Source organism: Acidovorax sp., from assembly GCF_046339755.1.
Lineage (GTDB): Bacteria > Pseudomonadota > Gammaproteobacteria > Burkholderiales > Burkholderiaceae_C > Acidovorax.
The window spans coordinates 1-6,371 of the sequence record NZ_JBKDTZ010000178.1 but is presented as its reverse complement, the minus strand read 5'-3'; the positions used below and the strand labels follow the sequence as shown (position 1 = coordinate 6,371).

Here is a 6,371-nt window from a genome sequence, read left to right as displayed (position 1 = left end):
AGAGTCTTTCGTCCATGCCCACCTTGCACGCCAAAACACCCCGGATCGTCAGCTGCAAGATTGGAGACTTGCATTGATGTCAACAACGGCGCAGCGCTATGGCCTGGATTCGTGCTTCGACTTTGCAGGCCGCCGGAACTCACGCGCATCCACCTGGTCAGAAAGCGAAGCCACCGGGCTCATCAGCGTATTTTGTGTTTTTTGCCTGCAGCGAGGCGGTGGCATCGAACGCACGTTGCAGCTGGCCGGGTGAATCGGAGGCCATGCGGGTATCCTGGCCCGCAGCCACCAGGACCATGTGGAGAATCATGCGCGAATCGTTCTGTGTAATTCCATGGCGAAAGGGGGCGCGGATAGTCGGCGCCAGCCTGCTGGCACTCGCTCTCGCCGGCTGCACCGTGGTCCGGTTGGCCTACAACCAGGCCCCGAACTGGGCCTCCGTGTGGATCGACAACTACGCCGACCTGGACGACGAGCAGGGCCCCCGCACCCGCGACGCCATCGGCGCCTGGTTCCGCTGGCACCGCAGCACGCAACTTCCGGAGTACGCAGGGATGTTGGCCCGCATGCAGGCGCAGGTGATGGACAACACCACCGGCGCCGAGCTGTGCCGCTGGGAGCCCGAATTTCTCCTGCGGACCGAGGCCGCGCTGGCGCAAGCCGTGGTGCCCGCGACCGAGCTGGCGGTGTCGCTGAGGCCACAGCAACTGCGCCACATCGAGAAGCGCTACGAGCGCAGCAACAAGGAGTTCCGCGACGATTACCTGCAGCCCGACCTGGATGAGCGCCGAGAGGAACGGCACAAGCGTACCGTCGAGCGGCTCGAAACGCTCTATGGCCGGCTGGACGATGCGCAGCGAGAGCGCTTGTCCAAGGCGCTGGCCGCGTCGCCCTACGACGCCGAGGTGTGGCAGCAGGAGCGCCTGGCCCGCCAGCGTGACACGCTGCAAACGCTGCGTTCGCTCACCGGCGACGGTCGCGCCCTGGCGGCGTCGGTCGCCCAGGCGCAGGTCAAGGCCTTGATGGGCAGCTGGCTGCGCTCGCCGCGTCCGGCTTATGCAGCCTATCAGCGCAAGGTGGTGGAGAACAACTGCGCCTGGCTGGCCGAGCTGCACAACAGCACCACACCCGAGCAGCGCCGCCATGCGCGCGACAAACTGCGCGCCTGGGAGGTCGACGCCAGAGCGCTGGGGGCTGCAACCAGCGTTGCCTCGGCAGGTCCTGAAACTTCGGCATCGCCTTCCACGAGCCGCTGAAAGCCACCAGGCTTGTCGACGCAGTCGTCTCCTCCATCTCGGGTGCAGAAACTCTGTTCAGGAGGCAGTCGCGCTTGAGGCGTGTTGGCTGCAAAACCGCCGCAGCGGTCCATTTTTCAACGTCTTTGGCTCCTTCAGGTGCTCTCGCGCACCGTCAGCTCGAAACCCAGGTTCACCGAGTTGTGCTCGGGCGCTTCGCCGCGCATCAGGGCCAGCAGCATGCGCGCGCTGGCCTCGCCGATGGAGAAGCGCGGCGTGCGCACCGTGGTCAATGTGGGCAGCATCTGGTCGCTGCCGGCCAGGTCGTTGAAGCCGGCCACCGCCACCTTGCCGGGCACGGCGATGCCCAGGCGCTGCGCGGCCAGCAGGCCGCCCTGGGCCAGGTCGTCGTTGCAGAAGAAGACGGCGTCCACGTCGGGCCGGGTACGGAGCATCTGCTCGAACAGCCCAGCCCCCAGGCGGATGGAGGAGGGCTCGGGGCTGAGCAGTTCCAGCTGTGGGTCGTACAGGCCGGCATCCTTGAGGCAGCGGCGGTAGCCCTCGGCGCGCTGCATGGTGCGCGGGTCCAGTTGCGCCGCCACGAAGGCCACGCGCCGGCGGCCGCGTTCCAGCAGGTGGGCCGTGATGCGGTGGCCCGCGTCCTGCTGCGAAAAGCCCACGCAGTACACGCCGGGCGCGGTGGTCATCTCCATCAGGTGCACGCAGGGCACGCCGCTGGCGGCAATCATCTGGCGCGCGGATTCCGTGCGGTCGAAGCCCGTGACCAGCAGGCCTGCCGGGCGGTGCGCCAGGTAGGTGCGCAGCAATTGCTCTTCTTCGTCAGGGTCGTAGTGGGTCACGCCGATCAGGGCCTGGTAGCCATGCGGGAACAGCGTGCGGTGCACGGCATCGAGCACATCCACGAACAGCGCGTTGGACAGCAGCGGCACCAGCACCGGCACCTGCACGCTGCGCTGCGAGGCCAGGGCGCGCGCGGCGGGGTCGGGCACATAGCCCAGCTGCGCGGCGGCGGCCTTCACGCGCTGCACCAGTTCCTCGGCCACGCCGCGCTCGCCGCGCAGTGCGCGAGAGGCCGTGATGGGGCTCACGCTGGCGGCCTCGGCCACATGGCTCAGGGTGACACGGCCGCTGGAGCGGCGCCGGATTTCGGGTCTGGGCAAGGGTTTTCCCTCGGATAGAGTCGGCTGAATGGAATTAGGATAGCGCTGTCCAAGGGCAAGAGCAAGGCCAGCGCGCATGCGAGTGTGTCATTTTCTCCTTCGGCGTCCGATTTTTCCAGCATCCCCCACCGGGATGTTTTTTTGAAGCCTGCTGGATAGCGCTACCAACATGAATGTTTTGCCGTCACCGGTGCTGTCACCGGTCTTCCTCGTGGTCATGGGCGTGGCCGGCTGCGGCAAGTCCAGCCTGGGCGCTGCCGTGGCCCAGGCCCAGGGATTGCCTCTGATCGAGGGCGACGACCACCACAGCCCGGCCAGCCGCGCCAAGATGAGCCAGGGCATTGCCTTGACCGACGCCGACCGTGATGGCTGGCTCGCTGCACTGGGCCAGTTGCTGCAGGGCCATCCCGAAGGTGCCGTGCTCACCTGCTCGGCCCTCAAGAAGGCCTACCGCGACCGCCTGCGTGCCGCCTGCCCGGCCTTGCGCTTTGCCTTCCTCGATATTGATCGGGCCCATGCCGCCGAGCGCGTGGCGGCCCGGGTGAACACCCACTTCTTTTCCACTACCCTGGTGGACAGCCAGTTCGCCACGCTGGAATCGCCCGTGGGCGAGCCCGGCGTGCTGCGCCTGGATGCGTTGCAGAGCATTGCCACCCTGCAGGCCCAGGTGTCCGCCTGGCTTGCCGACTCCACGAAAGCCGCCCCATGAGCGCTGAAACCTCCCATCCCGAGCAGGGATCCCGCCGCCGCTTCGGCCGATTCGCCGAGGTCCTGATGGCCGCCTGCCTGGGCGTGATGGCGCTGGCCGTCTTCATCAACGTGGTGCTGCGCTACGGCTTCGGCAGCGGCATCGTGGCCAGCGAAGAACTCTCGCGCCTGCTTTTTGTATGGATGGTGTTCATCGGTGCCGCGGCGGCCTACCCGGCGGGCGAGCACATGGCCTTCACGAGCCTGGCGGGGCTTCTGGCCAAGCGGCCGCTGGCCTTCGCACTGCTGTCCGCGTTCATCCGGCTGCTGGTGATCGCTGCCTGCGGCTTGCTGGCCTGGGGCGCCTGGCAGCAGGTCGTGGTGGGGCTGGGCAGCCACTCGGTGGTGCTCGGCTACTCGGCGGCGCTGCTGCCGCTGCCGGCCTTCCTGTGCGCGGCGGCCATCGGGGTGATGGCGCTCATCGAATTGATTCAACGCAAGCCGCTGGACCTCGGTCACGGCGCGGAAGTGGAGTGATGGACATGGGTCCCGAAGCGCAGGCATTCATCGTTTTCTCGCTGGGCATGCTGGTGTTCATGGGCACCGGCATGAACATGGGCCTGGCCCTGGTGCTCACCGGCGCCGGCATGGCCTGGGTGCTCGATTTCTTCGACACCCAGCTGCTGGCCCAGAACCTCGTGGCCGGGGTCGACAGCTTCCCGCTGCTGGCCGTGCCCTTCTTCATCCTGGCCGGCGAGCTCATGAACTCCGGCGGCATCAGCCGCCGCATCATCGACATGGCGCAGGCCTGGGTGGGCCACATCCGCGGCGGCCTGGGCTACGTGGCCATCGGCGCCGCGGTGCTCATGGCCAGCATGAGCGGCTCGGCCCTGGCCGACACGGCCGCGCTGGCCACCATTCTGCTGCCCATGATGCGCCAGCAGGGCTACCCGATGAACACCTCTGCCGGGCTGATCGCCTCGGGCGGCATCATCGCGCCCATCATTCCGCCGTCCATGCCGTTCGTGATCTATGGCGTGACGACCAACACCTCGATCTCGGCGCTGTTCGTCTCGGGCATCGTGCCCGGCCTGATGATGGGCGTGGGCCTGATCTTCGCGTGGCGCTGGGTGCTGCGCGGCATCGACCTGCCGCCGAGCCGTCCCGCACTGCCGCTGCGCGAGCGCCTGCACGCCACGCGCAAGGCGTTCTGGGCCATGCTCATGCCGCTCATCATCATCGGCGGCATGAAGTCGGGCGTGTTCACCCCCACCGAGGCCGCGGTCGTGGCCGCCTTCTATGCCCTGACCGTGGCCCTGTTCGTCCACCGCGAGATGAAGGTGCCCGCGATCTACGGCGTGCTGGTGCGCGCCGCCAAGACCACGGCCATCGTGATGTTCCTGTGCGCCGGTGCCCAGGTGGCCAGCTACATGATCACCCTGGCCGACCTGCCCACGGTGCTGACCGGCTGGCTCGGCCCGCTGGTGGAGAATCCGCGCCTGCTGATGGCGGTGATGATGGTGGTGCTGGTGCTCATCGGCACGGCGCTGGACCTCACGCCCACCATCCTGATCTTCGCACCCGTGATGCTGCCCATCGCCGTCAAGGCGGGGATCGACCCGGTGTACTTCGGCCTGATGTTCGTGCTCAACGGCGCCATCGGCCTGATCACGCCGCCCGTGGGCACCGTGCTCAACGTGGTGGCCGGCGTGGGGCGCATCTCGATGCACAGCGTCATCAAGGGCGTCAACCCGTTCCTGTTCACCTACGTGCTGATCCTGGCGCTGTTGGTGGTGTTCCCGCAGATCGTGACCATGCCTGTCCTGTGGATGCGGTGATGCCGGTGCGCCTCTCTTTTTCCGTGCCTTTCTTTCCCTTGCCAATGGAGACAACCATGAAGACTTTCCGCCGTACCCTGCTGGCCGCCCTGTCGGTCGCCGCTGTCGCCGCCTCGTTCCAGGCCGCCGCCCAGGACTTCAAGCCGCGCATCATCCGCTTCGGCTATGGCCTCAACGAGGTGTCCAACCAGGGCCGCGCCACCAAGCTGTTCGCCCAGGAGGTCGAAAAGGCCTCCGGCGGCAAAATGAAGGTGCGTGCCATCGGCGCCGCCGCGTTGGGCTCTGACGTGCAGATGCAGCAGGCGCTGATCGGCGGCGCGCAGGAGATGATGGTCGGCTCCACCGCCACGCTGGTCGGCATCACCACGGAAATGGCGATCTGGGACACGCCCTTCCTGTTCAACAACGCCAAGGAGGCCGACATCGTGCTCGACGGCCCCGTGGGCCAGAAGGTGATGGACAAGCTGCAGGAAAAGGGCCTCGTCGGCCTGGTCTACTGGGAGAACGGCTTTCGCAACCTGACCAACAGCAAGCGCCCCGTGGCCAAGCTGGAGGACATGAACGGCATCAAGCTGCGCGTGATGCAGAACAACGTGTTCCTCGACAGCTTCAAGACCCTGGGCGCCAATGCCGTGCCGCTGCCGTTCTCGGAGCTGTTCACGGCCCTGGAGACCAACACCGTGGACGGCCAGGAGAACCCCTACAACACCATCCTGTCGAGCAAGTTCTACGAGGTGCAGAAGTACCTCACCGTGACCAACCACGTCTACAGCCCATGGATCGTGCTGGTCAGCAAGAAGTACTGGGATGGTCTCTCGAAGGCCGAGCAGAAGGTGCTGCTCGACGCCGCCAAGAAGAGCCGCGACTTCGAGCGCCAGGACACGCGCGACGAAGCCGCCAAGGCGCTGGCCGACCTCAAGGCCAAGGGCATGCAGGTCAATGAGCTGTCGTCTGCCGAAGCCAGCCGCATGCGCGAAAAGCTCGGTGCCGTGAACGCCAGCATCGCCGCCAACGTGGGCGAAGACCTGTGGAAGGAAGTGCAGGGCGCCGTGGCCGCCGCTCGCAAGTAAGCAAGCCCTGCGGACCATCGCGGCGCCAATGCAAAAAGGCCGGGGCCCCAAGGGGGCTCCGGCCTTTTTTTTGGACTGCAGCTCTGAGAATTACATGGAGCCGAGTTCGCCCGACGAGATCTTGCCCGTGCGCACGGCGTCGGCAGCCTGGGCCTGCACGGCTGCGCGGTCGGCGGTCGATTGGTAAGACACCACACGCGAACCAGCGGGTTCGGTGCTGCGGGTCTTGGCCACGCTGGCGGCGTCGGCCATCACTTCGACACGGGTGCGCTGGGTGTCGAACTTGGTGGCGAATTGCGAAGCATCGGCTTCGTCAGCCTGGGCACCGAAGGAGGCGAAGGCAGCAACGGCGGCGATGGA

The 6,371-nt window shown here is 66.7% G+C and carries 8 protein-coding genes; 6 read left to right on the top strand and 2 right to left on the bottom strand.

Annotation, left to right across the window (positions count from 1 at the left end; all coding sequences use genetic code 11):
* Both ACK59X_RS14730 and ACK59X_RS14725 read left to right on the top strand, forming a co-directional pair.
* A partial coding sequence (locus tag ACK59X_RS14730) for a hypothetical protein (RefSeq protein WP_409958208.1) occupies nt 1-253 on the top strand: 253 nt, incomplete at its 5' end.
* A gap of 145 nt (nt 254-398) precedes the next feature.
* Nucleotides 399-1,256 carry a DUF6279 family lipoprotein gene (locus ACK59X_RS14725; RefSeq protein ID WP_409958206.1) on the top strand — a complete coding sequence of 286 codons (858 nt, stop codon included), beginning with the start codon at nt 399-401 and terminating at the stop codon, nt 1,254-1,256.
* 134 nt (nt 1,257-1,390) lie between these two features.
* Here ACK59X_RS14725 and ACK59X_RS14720 read toward each other — a convergent pair whose 3' ends face one another.
* A complete protein-coding gene (locus tag ACK59X_RS14720; RefSeq protein WP_409958204.1) occupies nt 1,391-2,416 on the bottom strand; it encodes a LacI family DNA-binding transcriptional regulator in 1,026 nt (341 codons plus the stop codon).
* A 169-nt stretch (nt 2,417-2,585) separates the two neighbouring features.
* On the opposite strand from ACK59X_RS14720, the gene ACK59X_RS14715 reads away from it, so the two are divergent.
* From ACK59X_RS14715 to ACK59X_RS14700, 4 genes are read left to right on the top strand one after another with little or no spacing between them, the layout of a single operon-like run.
* Nucleotides 2,586-3,125: a gluconokinase gene (locus ACK59X_RS14715; RefSeq protein ID WP_409958202.1), complete on the top strand. Its 540-nt coding sequence runs from the start codon at nt 2,586-2,588 to the stop codon at nt 3,123-3,125.
* A complete protein-coding gene (locus ACK59X_RS14710; protein WP_409958200.1) occupies nt 3,122-3,640 on the top strand; it encodes a TRAP transporter small permease in 519 nt (172 codons plus the stop codon). The genes ACK59X_RS14715 and ACK59X_RS14710 overlap by 4 nt, the downstream gene beginning before the upstream one ends.
* 5 nt (nt 3,641-3,645) lie before the next feature.
* Nucleotides 3,646-4,941 carry a TRAP transporter large permease gene (locus ACK59X_RS14705; protein WP_409958198.1) on the top strand — a complete coding sequence of 432 codons (1,296 nt, stop codon included), beginning with the start codon at nt 3,646-3,648 and terminating at the stop codon, nt 4,939-4,941.
* A 56-nt stretch (nt 4,942-4,997) separates the two neighbouring features.
* A complete protein-coding gene (locus tag ACK59X_RS14700) occupies nt 4,998-6,011 on the top strand; it encodes a TRAP transporter substrate-binding protein (RefSeq protein WP_409958196.1) in 1,014 nt (337 codons plus the stop codon).
* Between the two features lie 90 nt (nt 6,012-6,101).
* On the opposite strand, the gene ACK59X_RS14695 is transcribed toward ACK59X_RS14700, so the two are convergent.
* Nucleotides 6,102-6,371 (bottom strand): DUF4148 domain-containing protein (locus tag ACK59X_RS14695; RefSeq protein ID WP_409958194.1); only part of this gene is annotated, 270 nt, incomplete at its 5' end.

Coding starts and splice junctions, on each gene's coding strand:
- ACK59X_RS14710 (WP_409958200.1), top strand. CDS start 3,122: ATGAGCGCTGAAACCTCCCATCCCGAGCAGGGATCCCGCCGCCGCTTC.
- ACK59X_RS14715 (WP_409958202.1), top strand. CDS start 2,586: ATGAATGTTTTGCCGTCACCGGTGCTGTCACCGGTCTTCCTCGTGGTC.
- ACK59X_RS14705 (WP_409958198.1), top strand. CDS start 3,646: ATGGGTCCCGAAGCGCAGGCATTCATCGTTTTCTCGCTGGGCATGCTG.
- ACK59X_RS14700 (WP_409958196.1), top strand. CDS start 4,998: ATGAAGACTTTCCGCCGTACCCTGCTGGCCGCCCTGTCGGTCGCCGCT.